Consider the following 17,839-nt stretch of genomic DNA (forward strand, 5'->3'; position numbering starts at 1 on the left):
CCCACCGCTTACGCTTCGAAGTGAACCGGTTCGCCCGCCTGCTGGGTCGCGTAGTCGGATAGTGCCGAAAAAAACTCCGTACCGTTGCGCGTATCGCGCCATGCATCGTCGGTGAAACGGAAATGGAAACCGCCGGCCTTGGCGGCGATCCAGATTTCGCGCATCGGCGGCTGCAGATTGACGATGATCTTCGTGCCGTTCTCGAATTCGAGCGTCAGAACATTGCCGCTGCGCTCGAATTCGATGTCGGTTTCTATATCGTCGAGCGTGCGCTCGATGGCCGTGAGCGCAGCCTCGGCGCGGGTCAGGTATTCGCTATCGGACATGCTAAACTCCAACGATCATTTTTTCAGGGACAGTCATGCGAGTTGTTTCTCGGATGCGCGCAGTGGCGCCCAGCGTATGGACGCCCCGCGCGATTGTATCGGCTTTGGTTATTGTCGCAGGTTGCGCTCTTGGCGGCTGCGGGCAGCGCGGCGCGCTCTACTTGCCGACCGTGCCGCCGTTGCCGGCCAAACCCACCGACGAAACCCAGGCGCCGTCGCCTGACGCAGCCAGGCCCGATCCAGAAGCAGTATCGGGCGCTGTACCCGACACATCCGGCACGCCCTTGTCGCTGTCGCCGGAAACCGAACTCCGTACCGTACCCGACTCCGCTGCTTCAGAACCGCAACAGCCGGCCTCCGGTAGCACCTCCGCTCAATAAGACTTTCGCATGACTCAATCCGCATTTGCCTATGTCCACGGCGTATTGCACGTTGAAAACGTGTCCGCCGTTTCCCTCGCCGAGCAGTTCGGCACGCCGCTGTACGTCTATTCACGCGCGGCGTTGACCAACGCATGGCAAGCCTACGCGGGAGCATGTGCGGGCCGCCGCGCCACCGTCCACGCTGCCGTCAAGGCGAACAGCAATCTGGCTGTGCTGAACGTGTTTGCGCGGCTCGGTGCGGGCTTCGATATTGTCTCGGGTGGTGAACTGGCGCGCGTGCTGGCCGCCGGCGGCAAGGCCGAAAACGTCGTGTTTTCGGGTATCGGAAAAAGTGCCGCAGAAATGCGCGAAGCGCTCGAAGCAGGCGTCAAGTGCTTCAACGTCGAATCGATTCCCGAACTCGATCGCCTGAATGCCGTCGCGGCCTCCGTGGGCAAGATTGCGCCGGTGTCGCTGCGCGTCAATCCGGACGTCGACGCGAAAACGCATCCTTATATCTCCACCGGCCTGAAGTCGAACAAGTTCGGTGTCGCGTTCGATGAAGCGCGTGCCACCTATCGTGCCGCCGCGGCCATGAAGCATCTGCAGGTGGTGGGGATCGACTGCCATATCGGCTCGCAGATTACCGAAGTCGCGCCGTATCTGGATGCGGTCGACAAGGTGCTCGAACTGGTCGAACAGATCGAAGCGGACGGTCTGACGATTCGCCACATCGACGTAGGCGGCGGCCTCGGCATCACTTACGACGACGAGACCCCGCCGGACATCGGCGAGTTCGTGCGCACGGTACTCGATCGCATCGAAGCACGCGGTCATGGGCATCGCGAAGTGTATTTCGAGCCGGGCCGCTCGCTGGTCGGCAATGCCGGCATTCTGCTTACGCGCGTCGAGTTTCTGAAGCCCGGCGCGGAAAAGAACTTTGCCATCGTCGACGCGGCGATGAACGATCTCGCGCGCCCCGCCATGTATGAGGCGTATCACGGCATGGAGCCGGTCGTGCGGCGTGATGTGCCGGCGCACGTGTACGACGTGGTTGGCCCGGTCTGCGAAAGCGGCGACTGGCTCGGCCGCGAGCGGCTGCTGGCCATCGAGCCGGGCGATCTGATCGCCGTGCGTTCGGCCGGCGCTTACGGCTTCGTGATGAGCTCGAACTACAACACGCGTACGCGTGCGGCCGAAATCATGGTCGACGGTGACAAGGCGTATGTGGTCCGCGCGCGCGAAGAGGTCAAGCAATTGTTCGCGGGCGAATCTATCCTGCCGGCCTGACCGCGCGAAGCAAACGCACTACGCGGGAAAAATCAGAAAGGCGATGCCACGGTGGCATCGCCTTTTTTGTTAGCAGCAGGCGTCCGTAACGGACAGCGCACGTAGAACCCCGCTCACCGCTTCCGAACTGACAACGCCCTGCGTTCGCGCAACCACGCCAGAAGGCGCCATCCGAGCAGCGCCAGCATGATTGCGCCGTAAATTTTCGGCAGCAGCAGATCGTGCTTGCCGGACTTCATCCACCAGAAATGCAGGATCGCGAGCACGCCGATGGCGTAAATTGCGCGATGCAGCGTCTGCCAGCGGCGCCCGAGCTTGCGCACCATGGCGCGCGGCGAGGTGACGGCCAGCGCGATCAGCAGCACGAACGCCGCGAAGCCGACCATGATGAACGGACGTTTGCCGATGTCCTTCAGGATCGCCGCCACGTCGAACCATTTGTCGAACCACAGATAGGTCGTGAAATGCAGCGTGGCGTAGAAAAACGTATACAGACCGAGCATGCGCCGAAACCGCACCAGCGCGCTCACCCCCGTCAACCGGCGCAGCGGCGTCACGGCCAGCGTGATGCACAGGAACACCAGCGTCCACAGGCCAGTTGAGCGGGTAATGAATTCGATCGGATTGGCGCCGAGCCGGTCGGTCAAGCCGAGCAACACGATGCGCGCGAGCGGATACCACGCCGCCACGAACACGGCGATCTTCGCGGACACGACCCAGCGCGCGCCCGCTGCCGGCGGACGCGGCGCCGCGCTCGACCGGCGCCGCGCGGAGGAATCGGACACAGTTTGCGTTTCCGAGGCCATCGCGATTCCTCCTCAGAAATTCTTCTTCAGGTCCATGCCCTGATACAGCGAGGCCACCTGATCGCCATAGCCGTTGAACATCAGCGTCTTGCGCTTCGGCGTGAAGAATCCGTCTTCGCCGATGCGCCGCTCGGTTGCCTGACTCCAGCGCGGGTGGTCGACGTTCGGATTCACATTCGAGTAAAAGCCGTATTCGGTCGGCGCGTAGGTACTCCAGCTCGTAGCCGGCTGCTTGTCGACAAAGCGAATCTTCACCAGCGACTTGCCGCTCTTGAAACCGTATTTCCACGGCACGATGATCCGCAACGGCGCGCCGTTCTGGTTGGGCAGCACGTCTCCGTACATGCCCACCGTCAGCAGCGTCAGCGGATTCATCGCTTCGTCCATCCGCAGCCCTTCGGAGTAGGGCCAATCCAGAATCGGCGTCGACAGGCCCGGCATCTGCGACGGATCGGCAAGCGTGATGAACTGCACGTATTTCGCGTTGCCGTTGGGTTGGGCCCGCTTGATGAGCTCCGAAAGCGGGAAGCCGATCCAGGGCATCACCATCGACCAGCCTTCGACGCAGCGGTGCCGGTACACGCGCTCCTCGAGCGGCGCCATCTTCAGCAGATCGTCGATGTCGTAGACCTTGGCGTTCTTCACCTCGCCTTCGACACTCACCCGCCAGGGATGCGGCCGCAACGTGCCGGCGTTTTGTGCCGGGTCGCTCTTGTCCGTGCCGAACTCGTAGAAGTTGTTGTAGGTGCTGATGTCCTTGTAAGGACTCACCTTATCCTGCGCGACAAACTGCGGATTGGTCTTCGCCGCCAGCTTCTGCCCCTTGGCATCGGGTGACGTGTACATGGCGAACGCTTCGCCGTTCGCGCCCAACAGGCTGCCTACCGCCATCGCGCCGGCAGCGCGCAGCACGCGCCGCCGGTTCTCGTACACACCTTGCGGCGTGATTTCGCTGCGTGCAATATCGTCGCCCCGCAGCGCAATCCTGTCGTTTCGCCTGATCCACATGATGCTGCTCCTCTCAACCAGAGTTTGCGTTTTAGCTGTCGGTCTGAGTTCGCGCTTGAGCGCGCCACTCGGGCCTCATACAAAGCACGCCACCCGGATCCCATGCACGTTGATTGCTACTGACCCGCGGGCCACATTGATGATGCTTCGACTGTTCATCCAGAGGTCCTGTTCTGATGAACACGCTGGCTGCACAGATATTCCCGCATCCAAGAAAAAACCGCCGGTGCAACGCACCCGGCGGTTCTTGGTCGCTTCAGAACGGCGAATATTACAGCTTGCCGTAACTATGCAGGCCGGAGAGGAACATATTGACGCCGAGAAATGCGAACGTGGTCACCAGCAGCCCCGTCAGCGCCCACCATGCGGCGACGGCGCCACGCAGCCCCTTCATGAGCCGCATATGCAGCCAGGCCGCGTAGTTCAGCCAGACGATCAGCGCCCAGGTTTCCTTCGGATCCCAGCTCCAGTAGCCGCCCCAGGCTTGCGCTGCCCACAGCGCGCCGAGGATCGTCGCAATGGTGAAGAATGCGAAACCCACCGCGATCGACTTGTACATCAGGTCGTCGAGCACGTCGAGCGGCGGCAGGCGGTCAGCCAGCATGCCGTGCTCCTTGACGAGATAGGCGACACCGACCATCGCCGACAACGCAAAGCTGCCGTAGCCGATGAAGTTCGCCGGCACGTGGATCTTCATCCACCAACTTTGCAGCGCCGGCACGAGCGGCTGGATTTGCTGCGCGTCACGCGAAATCGAGTACCACATCAGGAAGCCGACCGCGGCGCTAATTACCAGCAACACGAATGCGCCGAGCGCGCGCGTGTTGTAGTGCTGTTCGTAATACAGGTAGAAGAGCGCGGTAATCAGGCTAAACAGTACGAACACTTCGTAGAGGTTCGAGATAGGAATATGACCAACGTCCGAACCGATGAGATACGACTCGTACCAGCGCACCATCAGGCCGACGAAACCCATCAGCACCGCTGCCCACGTCATCTTCGAGCCGATCGCCGCGCCCGTGGACGAACGGGTCAGCAAGCTGATCCAGTAGAACACGGTAGCCAGCACGAAGAGCGCGCTCATCCACAGAATGGCGGACTGGCTCGACAGGAAATATTTGAGGAAGAACGCGCTATCGGCCCGCGCCAGGTCGCCCTGATAGGTCTGGATGGCCAACAGCGACAGCACCGCGATACTCGCGATCAGAAGCCGCACCGGCTTCCAGCGCCAGCCGAGCGTAATGAAAACCGGCACGGCACATACCAGCACCAGCTTGTCGTAGTAGTTCATGAACGGGTGATAGCGCCACAGCGCAAAACCCGCGCCCGCGACCATCACCAGAGCAAACAACCAGTCGAATCCGCCGAGGCGCCTGAAGAACGGCCGCTCGTCGAACAGCACCGGCGGCTGCGCCCCGGTGGGTGCCGCGTTCGATGCCGCGTTCTTGGCCGGCGCGCTACCGCGCGATGGGGATGAGGAAACCTGAGTCAAGTCCATGATCTTACCGGGTCGAATCCTGTGAGCCTGCGGACGGTGCGGCGCCGGAGGCGCCAGCCTTGTCGGTCGCGTCGGTGGGAGTAGCACCCAGCGTAGCACCGACAGTATCGCGCGTCTGAGCAAACTCCTTGTCGAAGTCGAACGTCTTGCGCGCGCTCGACATTGCCATCACGACGTTCGTACCGTGACCGGTATCTTTAATCCAGAACCACAGGCGGCGTTCGCGGACGTAGAACATCGAGAAGATGCCCAATACGAGGAGCAGGCTGCCAAGATACACGACTTTTTTGCCCGGCGCGCGCGTCAACTGAAATACCGAAGCTTGCACCTGCCTGAATGAGTCAAGTTGTAAATAGACCGGCGAACCATACAAAAAGCTGTCGGAAATGGCGTTAATCGAGCTCTGAATGAAGAGGCTCGTGTCCGCCGACGGCGCTACATCGGGCTCGCCGGCCTGCTCACGGGCCAATTGCCACAGGTCCCATGTCGACCCTTCGAGCATGCGCAGCAGCAGCGAGGCCGCCTTTTCCTGCTCGCCCTTCGGCACCGAGTGATCAATGAATGCGGCGATGGCCTGGAAGCCGCCGATATTCTGACCGCCCTGCATCATGCCGACGCTGCTGTCGCCTCCGGCAAAGAGCGTCAACACACGCAGCGCGCTCTCCTCGAGGTGCTGCTGCAGTTCCGCGTTGGACGACGGCACCGAGCGCTGCGCAAAACGGTGCGCCGCGGCGGTGCGCATGGCCGGATTCTCCAGCGTGGCGCGCAGGTTCATCCATTCCTTGACCGTGCCGCCCTGGTCAGCGGGAATGCGCAGATAGCGGAATGCGTCGTCCGGATTGACGCGCATGCCGGCGAGGAACATCTTCTCACCGCCCACCTCGACCGGCAGCATGTAGTTGTTGTATTCGCGCGCCTGGCCGTCCTTTCCGCGCACCTTGTACTGCACCGAGGGGCCGACGTTATGCAGATCGAGCGGCTTCGAGGTTTTGGCACCCGAACCGAGCCGTTCGTCGAAGGCTTCCTTCAGCGTCTGATGGGCGACGCCGCGGGCGTCGTTCGTACCGCTGCCGTTCGAGATATTTTCGACGTTGATGGCGCGGAAGTCGGCAAATTCGATGGTCTGGCCGTCGGCGCCGGGCACGGCATTGCCCAACGGCGCCGAGTTGCCGATCGTGCCGCCGAATGGCGCGGCCTTCGCGCTGACGCCGGTCATCGGATAGGCCGTCATCTGCATCTGCGAGCCGCCATCCTGGAAGCTCGACTGGTAGATCGATACGCCGTCGTACTCGAACGGCTTGTTCACTTCGACGCGCGCCGGAATCTTCTCGCCGGTTCGGTGATCGATCACGACGATGTCGCTCGCGAACAGCTTCGGCATGCCCGTTGAGTAATAGTCAACGATGAACTTGTTCAACTGGATCGAGAACGGCAGGTCCTGAATCAGCGAACCGTTTGGCTGGTTGAGAATCGCCGTCGAGACATGCTCGCCTTCCGGCACCCACGCATAACCGCGGAAGGTCGGATTCGATTCCGACAGACGGTGCTCTGGCGGAATGTCGTTGATGACCGTGTTGCTGTTGATTGGCGTCTTGTTGAACATCCACATCTGCAGCTTGATCGGCAGATTGCTGTCGAGCAGACCACCCAGGCAGATGATGACGATCGCAAGGTGAGCGGAGATATAACCCAGCTTGGTGAGCGCGCCGCGCTTGGCGGCGATCAGCGTGGCGCCGTCCGATTCACGCGTCACGAACTTGTAGCCGAGCCGGCCCGACAGTTTCGCTAGCGTGGCGGTCGCCTCCTGACGTGTGCCGCTCACCGCAAACTCGCCCTTGTGATGGAAAGCGCGCAGGCTCGATTCGCGCACCTTGTCCTTCCAGCTTTTCATGTCGGCGATCATCTTCGGCGCGTTGCGGATCACGCACAGCGACACCGACACCATCAGAAAGCCCAGGATCAGCATGAACCACCACGCGCTGTACACGGTGTACAGGCTCAGCGAACGGAAGATGTCTGCCCAGAAAGGACCGAACTGATTGACGTAGTTGGGATACGGGTCGTCCTGGGTGAGGACGGTGCCGATAATGCTGGCAATCGACAGGATCACTAGCAGCGCGATCGCAAACCGCATCGAACTCCACAACTCGACGGCCCGACGAAAGGGCCGCTGGCCCGACTTGATTTCAATACCCGACGTGGTGACGCTCATTCACACTCCGACAGAACAGCAAAAAAGGGTGAACGGCCGCCGCTGACGCATGAAGCGCACGACGCCATCACCCTTTTCTTGTTTTTCACCGGCCTGGTGAGGCCGGCTGCACTTGTATGCGGACTTCCTAGTGCAAGCCCGCGATGTAATCGGCCACGGCCTTGATATCGCTATCCGACAGCCGCGATGCAATAGTATGCATCGGGTCGCTATTGTTGCGCGCGCCTGGGCCCTGGGTGAACGCGTTCAATTGCGCAACCGTATATTCTGCCCACTGTCCGGACAAGCGCGGATACTGCACAGGAATCCCCTGACCGGTGGGCCCGTGGCAACTCGCACACGCCGGCACGGCCGTCGCGGCATTGCCGGCACGATAAATCTTTTCCCCTAACGGGACGGTGTTCTTGTTGTGTGCGTAACCCGGCTTCGGTGTCTGCGCCGCGAAATACGCTGCGACGTTGACCATGTCCTGATTGGACAGCGGCGCGGCCATGGCCGCCATAATCGCATTATTGCGAGCGGGTTGTTTGGCGCCTGGCTGGGTTTTGAAATCCATCAGTTGCTTGACGAGATATTCGGGATGCTGGCCTGCCAGCTTGGGATACGCCCCGCCAGCGCTATTGCCGTCGGCACCGTGACACGACGCGCAAACCTGCGTCGCAATTGCTTGCCCCCGATTGATGTCCGGTTTTCCCGGATCTGCTGCTCGCGCCTGAACTGCTAAAACTGAAAGACCTGCCGCTACTTGAAACACCATCAGAGCTTTGCACAGTCGATTCATTCGCACACCCTGGTTCGTCTTGTGGGAATTAGAGGTTCTGCAAAACGACGGCGACCAATCTGCCGCAGAGGCACGCGCGCTGGCCCCTCAGGTTTTCAGTAAACCATCGTATTGTACAATAACTCGCTAATCGCTTAGACGCCAGTCGGGCTTGACCCGTCCCCACTCCGGGTTCCCCGGCGTCTCATATCCTGGTTCCCCCATGTCTTCCTTCCTGCTTCACCAATCCCGCTTCTTTACGACCGTCAATCACCTGCGTGATCTGCCGGCGACCCCGCAACCCGAAATTGCCTTTGCTGGACGCTCGAACGCGGGCAAGTCGACGGCCATCAATCTGCTGTGCAACCAGAAGCGTCTTGCGTTTGCCAGTAAGACGCCGGGCCGCACGCAGCACATCAACTATTTTTCGGTGGGGCCCGCCGCCGAACCCGTCGCGCATCTGGTGGATCTCCCGGGTTACGGTTACGCGGAAGTGCCGGGTGCGGCCAAGGCGCACTGGGAGGCGCTGCTGTCGAGCTACCTGCAATCGCGCTCGCAACTGCGCGGCATGATTCTGATGATGGATTCGCGTCGGCCGCTGACGGACCTGGACCGCACGATGATCGAGTGGTTCGCGCCGACCGGCAAGCCGATCCATACCCTGCTGACCAAGTGCGACAAATTGACACGGCAGGAGAGCATCAACGCCTTGCGCGCCACCCAAAAAGGTCTGGCTGAATATCGCGCGGCCGGCTACCAGGGCGAATTGACCGCCCAGCTGTTCTCGGCCCTCAAGCGGGTCGGCCTCGACGAGGCACACGAGCTGATCGAAGGCTGGCTGATCCCCAAAGACACGGACGGTTCGGACGAACAGGCCACCGCCGGATAAGCGCTTGAACACCGCCGGGCGCCTGTCCCAGCCCTATTTCGCGCGCCCATAAAAAAACCCGCCGCTACAGACGGCGGGCCAAACAGCCTAATCGAAAAAACGACAGGCACCCGCTCAGGGAGGAGAAGCGGGGAGGTCAGCGCTACGCGCCTTGCTCGATCGGTATGATATACCATTGTCTCGAAAAGAGTTTCCGACAGGCGGAGGCAGGTGTTTTTGTCATCTCCACGATATTCAAGACATTCGATATGAGCTTCTATCCGCATCACCGTCCGCGCCGCATGCGCCGCGACGACTTCTCGCGCCGCCTCATGCGCGAAAACATCCTCACTACCAACGATCTGATCTACCCGGTGTTCGTCATCGAAGGCACCAACGTGCGGCAAGCCGTACCGTCGATGCCGGGTGTCGAGCGTGTCTCGGTCGATCTGCTGATGGGCGTGGCCGAGCAGTGCGTCGAACTGGGCGTGCCGGTGCTGTCGCTGTTTCCGGTGATCGAGCCGTCGCTGAAGACTCCGGACGGCCGCGAGGCCACCAATGAAGCGGGACTGATTCCGCGTGCCGTCCGCGAACTGAAGAAGCGTTTCCCTGACCTGGGCGTGCTCACCGACGTCGCGCTCGATCCGTACACGAGCCACGGCCAGGACGGCGTGCTCGACGAAACGGGCTATGTCATCAACGACGCGACCATCGATATTCTCGTCGAGCAGGCGCGCTCGCAAGCCGAAGCGGGTGTCGACATCGTCGCGCCGTCGGACATGATGGACGGGCGTATTGGCGCGATCCGCGAGATGCTCGAGAGTGAGGATCACATCCACACGCGGATCATGGCCTATTCGGCCAAGTTTGCCTCGGCGTTCTACGGTCCATTTCGCGATGCCGTCGGTTCTGCGACGAACCTCGGCAAGAGCAACAAGATGACCTACCAGATGGACCCGTCCAACTCCGATGAGGCGCTGCGCGAAGTGCGCGCGGACATCGAGGAAGGCGCTGACATGGTGATGGTCAAGCCGGGCATGCCGTATCTGGATATCCTCCGGCGCGTGAAGGACGAATTCCGCTTTCCGACGTACGTCTATCAGGTGAGCGGTGAGTACGCCATGCTGAAAGCCGCGGCACAGAACGGCTGGCTCGATCACGACAAGGCGATGATGGAATCACTGCTGGCGTTCAAGCGGGCCGGCGCGGATGGCGTGCTGACCTACTTCGCGCTGGATGCTGCGCGGATTTTGCGGGCGCAGAAGTAGTGGGTTGCGAGGCGCCGCTAGTGCGCCTCGCGGTTACACGGCGTCACGGCTACGACTGGGGCGGCGTGGAAAGCCGGTCGAGACTATGCAGGAACGTATCGGCCGACTCGTAGCCCACCACGCGTAGCACCTCGGCGCCGCTGTGATCGAAAAAAATGATGCCCGGCGGCCCAAAAAGCTTGAAACGTTTCAGCAACGCCTGGTCATCCGGGTTATTGGCCGTGACATCCGCGCGCAGCAGGTTGAGTTGCTGCAGCCGGGCATGCACGCGCGGGTCGCTGAAGGTGAATTTCTCCATTTCCTTGCAGCTCACGCACCAGTCGGCATAGAAGTCCAGCATGGCTGGCTGGGCGGCGGTTTTCACGGCCTGATCGAGTTGGGTGGACGAACGCACCGGTGCAAAGGTCAGGCTATCGGCTGACGTGGTATCCGATCCGGCTGACGGGCTTGCGGCCGCGCTGGCGCCACTGCTGCTGCGCGCGGCAAGTACCGCGAGCGGCTTTAGCGGGTCCGACGAGCCGGCGGCAAGCCCCACCAGCAGCACCGCAGCCCAGATTGTCAGCGCGACGCCCAGCCCGCGGCCCAGCCGGCGCCAGACCGAACTCGGGCCCGCCGGAGGCGAGAACAGGCCCAACGCCGCCGCCGCGATCAGCAGCCATAGCGCGCTTAGCAGCATCTGCGCGACCGGACCCAGCACCGGCCAGACGATCCACAGCGCGGCGGCGAGCAGCACCACGCCGAAAAAGACCTTCACTCCATCCATCCAGACACCGGCGCGCGGTAGAAATGTCCCGGCACCGAGGCCGATGATCAGCAAGGGCACGCCCAGGCCGATCCCCATCGAGAACAGCGCGGCGCCGCCCAATGCGGCATTGCCAGTGTGCGCGATAAACGCCAGGACGGCGAATAGCGGCGCCGTCATGCACGCGCCAACCACCAACGCCGACAACGCGCCCATCGCCGCCACGGCCGCGAATTTGCCCCCAGAGCGCCCTTGCGACGCACGCGACGCCCCGTCCTGCCAGCGTTGGGGCAACGCGATGTCGTAACCCGCGATGAGCGTCACGGCGAACGCGCTCAGCAGCACGCCGAATGCGCCCAAAACCCAGGGATTCTGCAACCACGCGCCAAGGCTTTGGCCGACCAAGGCGGCTGCGACCCCGAGTACGGTGTAGACCAGCGCCATCCCGATCACATACGCGAGCGAGAGCGCGAAGCCCCGCCCGCGCGTGACGCGCGCGCCTTCACCGATGATGATTGCCGACAGGATCGGGATCATTGGATACGAACACGGCAGCAAACTCAGCACCGCGCCCACGACAAAGAAAACACCCACGATCGCGAAGAAGCTGCCGCCTTGCAGCAGCGATTGCGCATAGTCGGCGCTGGTCGTGCGTTCGTACCATGAAGACGTATCGGCGGCGCCGTTTGGTGTCGCCGGTGCGACCGCCGTCGCCGGGGCAGGACTCGCGCTCGCCGGGTGCAGTGCGGCGCCCTCGACATGGTAGACGCGCTCCATTGGCGGATAGCAGATTCCCGCGTCCGCGCAGCCCTGAGACGTCACGGCCAGATCGAACGGACCTGCGGCCTGCTTCACCGGAATGTGGATCGTCAATTCGTTGCGGTAAGTCTCGACATTTTTCCCGAACGTTTGATCGAACTTGATGTGACCAGCGGGCAATTTCGGATCGCCGATCGTCACGGTGCCGTTGCGGGTCGCGAACGCAAAGCGCTCACGATACATGTAGTAGCCGTCAGCAATCTTGTAGTGAACGACGACTTCCCCGGGCTGTTCAGTGGCGTTGAACTTGAAGGCGACGGCCGGATCGAGAAAATCGTCGTCAGCGTGCGCCACGCCGGCGGACATCAGGATAACCAGCAGGCAGGAGACGAACAGAGCGGCCGCGCGCAGCGTACCGCGCCCCCGTCGATACAGAGCGTTAAACATGAACTGGGCGTTGAGTTTCAGCAATGACCCACTGGCCGTAGGCCGCCGATGCGGTGGCTTGCCAGCAGAGGATTTCAGGCGTGTCGTAAGGATGGTGCTTCTGGATGAACTGCTCGAGTTCGAGCGCCCGCGCAATACTCGTCTTGAACAGGACTTGAATCTCGTCAGCTGACTCGAGCTTGCCTTGCCAGTGATAGGTCGAGTGCACGACGCCTTGCTGGCTGACACATGCAGCAAGACGTGCATCGAGCACCTGAGTTGCGAGCTTCTGCGCCGTGTCCGCGTCGGGCACCGTTGTCAGGATCAACGTCACATTCGAACTCACAGACCGCTCCGGCGAGGTGGGACAGTGTTGCCGCTATCGTATCACCGCAGTTGCTTAACCGCTGACGGTCGCCTGGCCTGCGGCTACCGTGCAGCCAGGCGTCGCCGCAAACAAAAAAGCCAGGCATTTGCCTGGCTTTTCCGCCGATGCACGAAGCTTATTCAGCTTCTTGCACTTCAACTTCTTCGACTTCCGGACGGTCCATCAACTCGACCAGTGCCATCGGTGCATTGTCGCCAACGCGGAAACCGAACTTCAGGATGCGCAGGTAGCCACCCGGACGGTTTGCAAAGCGCGGGCCCAGCACGTCGAACAGCTTCGAGACCGAGTCACGATCGCGCAGACGGTTGAACGCCAGACGACGATTTGCCAGCGACGGCTTCTTGCCGAGCGTGATCAGCGGCTCGACGACTTTACGGAGTTCCTTCGCCTTCGGCAGCGTCGTCTTGATGACTTCGTGCTCGATCAACGAGTTGGACATGTTACGGAGCATTGCCAGACGGTGGCTGCTCGTGCGGTTCAGTTTCCGCAGACCATGACGGTGACGCATTTCAATTCCTTCGATTCAAAGTTTTGGTCCAGCTCTTCTATCGCGCTCGGCGAACCCAGGGGGTTGCAAGTGCACGGGCCGGTAGTGAAAAAAGGCAAGACGCGGATTTTAAAGGAAAATCCGCGTCTATGCCAGTCATGCAGCGGTGACTTTCGTCCCGGATGACGACCCGATTACTTGTCCAGCCCAGCCGGCGGCCAGTTTTCGAGCCTCATGCCGAGCGTCAAACCACGCGACGCCAGTACTTCCTTGATTTCGTTCAACGACTTGCGGCCCAGATTCGGCGTCTTCAGCAACTCGTTTTCCGTGCGCTGGATCAGGTCGCCGATGTAGTAAATGTTCTCGGCCTTAAGGCAGTTCGCGGAGCGAACCGTGAGTTCGAGATCATCCACCGGACGCAGCAGGATCGGATCGATCTGCGGCGCACGCGACGGCGCTTCAGCCGTAGCTTCCGTGCCTTCCAGAGCAGCGAACACCGACAACTGATCGACCAGAATGCGCGCCGATTGGCGAATCGCTTCTTCCGGCGAAATCACACCGTTGGTTTCGATGTTCATCACGAGCTTGTCGAGGTCGGTACGTTGCTCGACGCGCGCGCTTTCAACGGCGTAGCTCACGCGGCGAACCGGCGAGAACGACGCGTCCAGGACGATACGGCCGATGATCTTGGCCGACTCTTCACCGTAACGACGCACATTACCCGGCACATAACCACGGCCCTTTTCGACCTTGATCTGCACGTCGAGCTTGCCGCCCTTCGACAGATGCGCAATCACGTGATCCGGATTGATGACTTCGCAGTCGTGCGCGAGTTCGATATCGCCAGCAGTAACAACGCCTTCGCCTTCCTTGCGCAGCGTAACCGTCACTTCGTCACGGTTGTGCAGCTTGAACACTACGCCCTTCAGGTTCAACAGCAGGTTGACTACGTCCTCTTGCACACCGTCGAGCGTCGAATACTCATGAACAACGCCTGCGATCGTCACTTCGGTCGGCGCGTAGCCGATCATCGACGACAGCAGCACGCGCCGGAGCGCATTACCCAAGGTGTGGCCGTAACCGCGTTCAAACGGTTCCATGACCACTTTCGCGTGGCTCTCACCAAGCGATTCAACAGCGATGATCTTGGGCTTCAACAAACTGGTTTGCATAGGTTTTCCTTTTCAATACCCTCGGCTCGTTACACCGATAAGGCTGACCGGTAACAACCTGAAAATAAACAGCCGAGGCGCCCCCTTGCGCATCGCAATCAGGGTGCCCCGGCCGTCAATCCGATTACCGCGAATACAATTCGACGATCAGGCTTTCGTTGATATCGCCAGCGATATCGCTGCGTTCCGGCTTCGACTTGAACGTGCCTTCGAACTTCTTCGAATCGACAGCGACCCAGCTTGCCAGACCACCTTGCTCAGCCAGCGACAGCGCTTCGACGATACGCGCTTGCTTCTTCGACTGTTCGCGGACAGCGACTACGTCACCCGCCTTAATTTGCATCGACGGGATGTTCGACACCACGCCGTTCACCGCGATCGCCTTGTGGCTCACGAGCTGACGCGCTTCAGCGCGTGTCGAGCCGAAGCCCATGCGATACACGACGTTGTCGAGACGCGACTCGAGCAATTGCAGCAGGTTTTCACCCGTGTTGCCCTTGAGACGGTCAGCTTCAGCGAAGTAACGGCGGAACTGGCGTTCGAGCACACCGTAGATGCGCTTCACTTTTTGCTTTTCGCGCAGCTGCGTGCCGTAGTCGGACGTACGGGCACCCGAGGTGCGGCCATGCTGGCCAGGCTTGCTGTCAAGCTTGCACTTGTCAGCGAGCGAACGACGGGCGCTCTTCAGGAAGAGGTCAGTGCCTTCACGGCGGGACAGCTTGGCCTTAGGGCCGATATAACGTGCCACGTTGATTCCTTCTATGATTGATCACGCAAACTCGCGTTCACGCTAGTCCGAACCCTTTGGGTCGAACGGTGGGCTTAGTCAATTCAATAACGCAAGCAGCCCGTCGTCGCCGGCACATAACCCGGCGGCAACAGGCGCTAGCGAAACAAGCGTCTTAGATACGACGACGCTTCGGCGGACGGCAGCCGTTATGCGGCACCGGCGTCACGTCGGAGATCGCGGTGATCTTGATGCCAAGACCATGCAACGCGCGCACCGCGGACTCACGGCCAGGGCCCGGGCCCTTGATCCGCACTTCGAGGTTCTTTACGCCGTATTCCATCGCCACGCGGCCAGCCGATTCGGCTGCCACCTGGGCTGCAAACGGGGTCGATTTACGCGAACCCTTGAAGCCCTGACCACCCGACGTCGCCCAGGCAAGTGCATTGCCTTGACGATCGGTGATCGTGATGATGGTGTTGTTGAACGACGCGTGAACGTGAACCACGCCCTCGGCGACGTTCTTCTTGACCTTCTTGCGAACGCGTTGCGCCGCGGAGTTGTTCGAAGCCTTAGCCATTACGTTTTCCTGTAACTGTCAGTTCCGCTTACTTCTTCAGCGATTGCGCTGCACGACGCGGACCCTTGCGCGTACGGGCATTCGTACGCGTGCGTTGGCCACGCAGGGGCAAGCCCTTACGGTGACGCACGCCACGATAGCAGCCGAGATCCATCAGCCGCTTGATGTTCATCGTCGTTTCACGGCGAAGATCGCCTTCAACGATGAACTTGCCGACTTCTTCACGCAGCTTTTCGAGGTCTGCGTCGTTCAGGTCCTTGACCTTCTTCGAAAATGCCACACCAGCAGCGACGCAAATGTCGCGCGAGCGCGTGCGGCCAACACCGTAAATTGCCGTCAGGCCAATTTCGGTATGCTGGTGATTCGGGATGTTAACCCCTGCGATACGAGCCATTGTTTTTCCTCAAACAAAAAGCGCAAGCAAAAGCGCGGCGTTCAGCCTTGACGCTGTTTGTGGCGCGGATCAGAGCTGCAAATCACGCGCACAACGCCCTTGCGCTTGATGATCTTGCAATTGCGGCAAATGCGCTTAACCGATGCCATCACTTTCATGATATTACCCTTTTTTCAAATCACTTCGCCCGGAACACGATCCGCGCACGCGACAGATCGTAAGGCGTCAACTCAACCGTCACCTTGTCGCCCGGCAGGATTCGGATGTAATGCATCCGCATCTTGCCGGATATGTGTCCCAATACGACATGGCCGTTTTCCAGCTTCACCCTGAAGGTAGCATTAGGCAGGTTCTCGATGACTTCACCCTGCATCTGGATCACATCGTCTTTGGCCATAAGTCCTTTCAACGCATCGGGACGCCGCCGCCTTTGAAATTGGCTTTCTTCAGCAGCGATTCATACTGTTGCGACATAACGTACGACTGCACCTGCGCCATGAAATCCATTGTGACGACGACAATGATCAGCAGCGACGTTCCACCAAAATAAAACGGCACGTTCCAGCGCAGCACCAGAAATTCGGGCAGCAGACACACGAACACGATGTAGATCGCACCAGCCAGCGTCAAACGCGTGAGGATGCGGTCGATATATCGAGCCGTCTGATCGCCCGGGCGAATACCTGGGACGAAAGCGCCGCTCTTCTTCAGGTTGTCGGCCGTTTCCCTGCTGTTAAACACCAGTGCGGTGTAAAAGAAGCAGAAGAAGACGATCGCCAACGCGTACAACAACACATACACCGGTTGACCAGGCTTAAGTGCCTCAGCCACGTTGTGCAGCGTGTCTGCGAACCAGCTGTTACGCGACCCCGAACTAAACCAGTTCAGGATAGTTGCCGGGAAGAGAATGATCGACGATGCAAAGATCGGCGGAATCACACCCGACATGTTCAGCTTCAGCGGCAGATGTGACGACTGCCCGCCGTAAATCTTGTTACCGACTTGCCGCTTCGCATAGTTCACGAGGATCTTGCGCTGGCCGCGTTCAATGAACACCACCAGATACGTCACAGCAGCAATCAGTGCAACCACGATAATCGCCGAGACCGGACCCATCGAACCGGTTCGCACCAGTTCGAACAGACCGCCGATTGCGTTCGGGAAACCCGCTGCAATCCCGCCGAAAATAATGATCGAGATACCGTTACCAAGCCCGCGTTCCGTGATCTGCTCACCCAGCCACATCAGGAACATCGTGCCGGTCACCAGCGTTACGACCGTTGTCAGCCGGAACACCATACCCGGATCGATCACCAGGCCAGGCTGATTCTCAAGCGCGACGGCAATGCCGAACGCCTGGAACGTTGCCAGCAGGACCGTAAAGATTCGCGTGTACTGCGTGATCTTACGTTGCCCCGCCTGCCCTTCCTTCTTCAGCGCTTCCATTTGCGGCGAGACGATCGCCAGCAACTGCATGATGATCGACGCCGAAATGTACGGCATGATCCCAAGCGCGAAAATCGTGAACCGCGAAAGTGCGCCACCCGAGAACATGTTGAACATGCCAAGGATGCCACCCGACTGGCTTTGGAACAGCTTTGCCAGTTGGTCCGGATCGATACCCGGAACCGGAATATGCGCGCCGATGCGGTAGACGACCAGCGCCAGCAGCAGAAATACTGCACGCCGACGCAGATCGCCAAACTTCGCCGCGCTTCGACCGGGTTTTGCGAGACTCGGGCTGTTAGCCAAGTACCTTCTCCGAT

The 17,839-nt window shown here is 60.5% G+C and carries 20 protein-coding genes; 4 read left to right on the forward strand and 16 right to left on the reverse strand.

Going from position 1 to position 17,839, the window contains the following annotated elements; all coding sequences use genetic code 11:
• Nucleotides 1-8: 8 nt before the first annotated feature.
• Nucleotides 9-326, reverse strand: coding sequence for an iron donor protein CyaY (gene cyaY, locus P3T43_RS24740; RefSeq protein ID WP_429283676.1), 318 nt, complete (start codon nucleotides 324-326; stop codon nucleotides 9-11).
• Between the two features lie 35 nt (nucleotides 327-361).
• On the opposite strand from cyaY, the gene lptM reads away from it, so the two are divergent.
• Nucleotides 362-706: an LPS translocon maturation chaperone LptM gene (lptM, locus tag P3T43_RS24745; RefSeq protein ID WP_429283677.1), complete on the forward strand. Its 345-nt coding sequence runs from the start codon at nucleotides 362-364 to the stop codon at nucleotides 704-706.
• A gap of 9 nt (nucleotides 707-715) precedes the next feature.
• Nucleotides 716-1,978, forward strand: coding sequence for a diaminopimelate decarboxylase (gene lysA, locus P3T43_RS24750; RefSeq protein ID WP_429283678.1), 1,263 nt, complete (start codon nucleotides 716-718; stop codon nucleotides 1,976-1,978).
• A 113-nt stretch (nucleotides 1,979-2,091) separates the two neighbouring features.
• Here the strand turns inward: lysA and msrQ are convergent, their stop codons facing one another.
• The 5 genes from msrQ to P3T43_RS24775 all read right to left on the reverse strand — a co-directional run bounded on the left by msrQ (nucleotide 2,092) and on the right by P3T43_RS24775 (nucleotide 8,283).
• Nucleotides 2,092-2,784 carry a protein-methionine-sulfoxide reductase heme-binding subunit MsrQ gene (msrQ, locus tag P3T43_RS24755; RefSeq protein ID WP_429283679.1) on the reverse strand — a complete coding sequence of 231 codons (693 nt, stop codon included), beginning with the start codon at nucleotides 2,782-2,784 and terminating at the stop codon, nucleotides 2,092-2,094.
• Between the two features lie 12 nt (nucleotides 2,785-2,796).
• Nucleotides 2,797-3,792, reverse strand: coding sequence for a protein-methionine-sulfoxide reductase catalytic subunit MsrP (gene msrP / locus P3T43_RS24760; RefSeq protein WP_429283680.1), 996 nt, complete (start codon nucleotides 3,790-3,792; stop codon nucleotides 2,797-2,799).
• 271 nt (nucleotides 3,793-4,063) lie between these two features.
• A complete protein-coding gene (gene ccsB / locus P3T43_RS24765; protein WP_429283681.1) occupies nucleotides 4,064-5,290 on the reverse strand; it encodes a c-type cytochrome biogenesis protein CcsB in 1,227 nt (408 codons plus the stop codon).
• A 4-nt stretch (nucleotides 5,291-5,294) separates the two neighbouring features.
• Nucleotides 5,295-7,502, reverse strand: a complete 2,208-nt coding sequence (locus P3T43_RS24770; protein WP_429283682.1) for a cytochrome c biogenesis protein ResB — start codon at nucleotides 7,500-7,502, stop codon at nucleotides 5,295-5,297.
• Nucleotides 7,503-7,629: 127 nt separating this feature from the next.
• On the reverse strand, nucleotides 7,630-8,283 hold the full coding sequence (locus P3T43_RS24775) for a c-type cytochrome (protein WP_429283683.1): 654 nt from the start codon (nucleotides 8,281-8,283) through the stop codon (nucleotides 7,630-7,632).
• A 202-nt stretch (nucleotides 8,284-8,485) separates the two neighbouring features.
• On the opposite strand from P3T43_RS24775, the gene yihA reads away from it, so the two are divergent.
• On the forward strand, nucleotides 8,486-9,151 hold the full coding sequence (yihA, locus tag P3T43_RS24780; RefSeq protein WP_429283684.1) for a ribosome biogenesis GTP-binding protein YihA/YsxC: 666 nt from the start codon (nucleotides 8,486-8,488) through the stop codon (nucleotides 9,149-9,151).
• 248 nt (nucleotides 9,152-9,399) lie between these two features.
• Nucleotides 9,400-10,398, forward strand: coding sequence for a porphobilinogen synthase (gene hemB / locus P3T43_RS24785; RefSeq protein ID WP_429283685.1), 999 nt, complete (start codon nucleotides 9,400-9,402; stop codon nucleotides 10,396-10,398).
• A 49-nt stretch (nucleotides 10,399-10,447) separates the two neighbouring features.
• Here the strand turns inward: hemB and dsbD are convergent, their stop codons facing one another.
• The 10 genes from dsbD to secY form a co-directional block, all read right to left on the reverse strand.
• Nucleotides 10,448-12,346, reverse strand: coding sequence for a protein-disulfide reductase DsbD (gene dsbD / locus P3T43_RS24790; RefSeq protein WP_429283686.1), 1,899 nt, complete (start codon nucleotides 12,344-12,346; stop codon nucleotides 10,448-10,450).
• Nucleotides 12,339-12,671: a divalent-cation tolerance protein CutA gene (gene cutA, locus P3T43_RS24795; RefSeq protein ID WP_429283687.1), complete on the reverse strand. Its 333-nt coding sequence runs from the start codon at nucleotides 12,669-12,671 to the stop codon at nucleotides 12,339-12,341. The genes dsbD and cutA overlap by 8 nt, the downstream gene beginning before the upstream one ends.
• A 157-nt stretch (nucleotides 12,672-12,828) precedes the next feature.
• Complete coding sequence (rplQ, locus tag P3T43_RS24800) at nucleotides 12,829-13,221, reverse strand: 50S ribosomal protein L17 (RefSeq protein WP_074262693.1); 393 nt, start codon at nucleotides 13,219-13,221, stop codon at nucleotides 12,829-12,831.
• 173 nt (nucleotides 13,222-13,394) lie between these two features.
• Nucleotides 13,395-14,372: a DNA-directed RNA polymerase subunit alpha gene (locus tag P3T43_RS24805; protein ID WP_429283688.1), complete on the reverse strand. Its 978-nt coding sequence runs from the start codon at nucleotides 14,370-14,372 to the stop codon at nucleotides 13,395-13,397.
• A 124-nt stretch (nucleotides 14,373-14,496) separates the two neighbouring features.
• Nucleotides 14,497-15,120 (reverse strand): 30S ribosomal protein S4, encoded by a 624-nt coding sequence (gene rpsD / locus P3T43_RS24810; protein ID WP_429283689.1) that lies wholly within the window; start codon nucleotides 15,118-15,120, stop codon nucleotides 14,497-14,499.
• A 154-nt stretch (nucleotides 15,121-15,274) separates the two neighbouring features.
• Nucleotides 15,275-15,679, reverse strand: coding sequence for a 30S ribosomal protein S11 (gene rpsK, locus P3T43_RS24815; RefSeq protein ID WP_006052224.1), 405 nt, complete (start codon nucleotides 15,677-15,679; stop codon nucleotides 15,275-15,277).
• A gap of 28 nt (nucleotides 15,680-15,707) precedes the next feature.
• Nucleotides 15,708-16,073, reverse strand: coding sequence for a 30S ribosomal protein S13 (rpsM, locus tag P3T43_RS24820; RefSeq protein ID WP_012434566.1), 366 nt, complete (start codon nucleotides 16,071-16,073; stop codon nucleotides 15,708-15,710).
• A 41-nt stretch (nucleotides 16,074-16,114) separates the two neighbouring features.
• A complete protein-coding gene (rpmJ, locus tag P3T43_RS24825) occupies nucleotides 16,115-16,231 on the reverse strand; it encodes a 50S ribosomal protein L36 (RefSeq protein ID WP_004199844.1) in 117 nt (38 codons plus the stop codon).
• Between the two features lie 20 nt (nucleotides 16,232-16,251).
• A complete protein-coding gene (infA, locus tag P3T43_RS24830) occupies nucleotides 16,252-16,470 on the reverse strand; it encodes a translation initiation factor IF-1 (RefSeq protein WP_004521905.1) in 219 nt (72 codons plus the stop codon).
• Between the two features lie 8 nt (nucleotides 16,471-16,478).
• Nucleotides 16,479-17,825 carry a preprotein translocase subunit SecY gene (gene secY / locus P3T43_RS24835; RefSeq protein ID WP_429283690.1) on the reverse strand — a complete coding sequence of 449 codons (1,347 nt, stop codon included), beginning with the start codon at nucleotides 17,823-17,825 and terminating at the stop codon, nucleotides 16,479-16,481.
• Nucleotides 17,826-17,839 lie beyond the last annotated feature (14 nt).

It is taken from the genome of Paraburkholderia sp. GAS41, assembly GCF_050436545.1.
Taxonomy (GTDB): domain Bacteria; phylum Pseudomonadota; class Gammaproteobacteria; order Burkholderiales; family Burkholderiaceae; genus Paraburkholderia.